The sequence below is a fragment of the Roseateles sp. P5_B10 genome, assembly GCF_056400485.1.
The window spans coordinates 1-928 of record NZ_JBFULE010001327.1 but is presented as its reverse complement, the minus strand read 5'-3'; the positions used below and the strand labels follow the sequence as shown (position 1 = coordinate 928).

Here is a 928-nt window from a genome sequence, read left to right as displayed (position 1 = left end):
GCCCTGAGCGAACTCGCCCAGGAAGTTGACTGACCCATCCGGCAAGGGCAACCCCAGGCGAAGCGACAACTCGAACTGGATCGTCTCGCCCCGCTCAGCCAACGGCGCCAGCAGTTCGGACTTGCCGCGCTGCATGGCGAAGCTGACGCCAGGCGGCGGATCGACGACGACGATCCGCATGCGAAGGCTGGGTGCAGCCAAGCGTTCGCTCACGAGCGATCCCACCCCAGCCGCACCACGCCGCAGTGCCGGCACACGAACTTGTAGAAGGCGTTGTCGCCCGCGGGCTCGTAGTCCGCGGTCGCGCGGGTCCAGTCCTTCTCGGTCAGCCCGTAATGTTGGCGCCAGTCCGCCTTGGTGGCCTCGCTCGCACGCTCCACGTCCTGCACCGACGCATCACCGCGGAACTCGCAGGCGTCGTTGCAATGAGCCAGCCACTCTTCCTGCTGCCAGGACGAGAAGCCCGGTGTCCTCAGGCTCACCTCGTCGACGATCTCCTGCGCCAGCCCCGCCTGCTGGAGCGGATGCGCGTCCGAAAAACTCGCGCCCAGCTTGCTCGCCGCCGAGCCATCCGCAATGCACCAGGGGCACAGCTTCTCGTCCAGATCGCTGGTCGCATAGACCGGCTGCACGTAGACGAAGCCGCGCGCCTGGCCGCAGCAGGCGCACTGGACCCGTCGCGGCTCGATGGCCCCGGTAGCCATCGGGTCGGGGTGGTAGCGGAAATGGGGAAGGTCGCTGTCCATCGGTACTCCGTGTGAGACTGGATTCTGGCTCGCCGCCCAGGCCCATGCTGAGGCTCTCTAGAATCCGCACCCTTTTGCCAGCTCCCTGCACCCGGCTCCATGGACATCGTCGTCAACGAAGAACTCAAGGCTTACATCGACCCATTGACGGCGGAGGAACACGAGGCCCTGGAGCGCAGCAT

The 928-nt window shown here is 66.3% G+C and carries 2 protein-coding genes; both read right to left on the bottom strand.

The annotated features are described in order from the left end of the window. Nucleotides 1–213 (bottom strand): DUF5990 family protein (locus tag AC1DU6_RS33080; RefSeq protein ID WP_477862538.1); only part of this gene is annotated, 213 nt, incomplete at its 3' end. Continuing rightward, entirely contained in the window at nucleotides 210–746 is a 537-nt protein-coding gene (locus AC1DU6_RS33075; protein ID WP_457324650.1) for a CbrC family protein, read from the bottom strand. The genes AC1DU6_RS33080 and AC1DU6_RS33075, both read right to left, overlap by 4 nt. Nucleotides 747–928: the final 182 nt, after the last annotated feature.

Bases quoted from the DNA above. Each gene is read 5' to 3' on its own strand.
- AC1DU6_RS33075 (WP_457324650.1), bottom strand. From the start codon at position 746: ATGGACAGCGACCTTCCCCATTTCCGCTACCACCCCGACCCGATGGCT.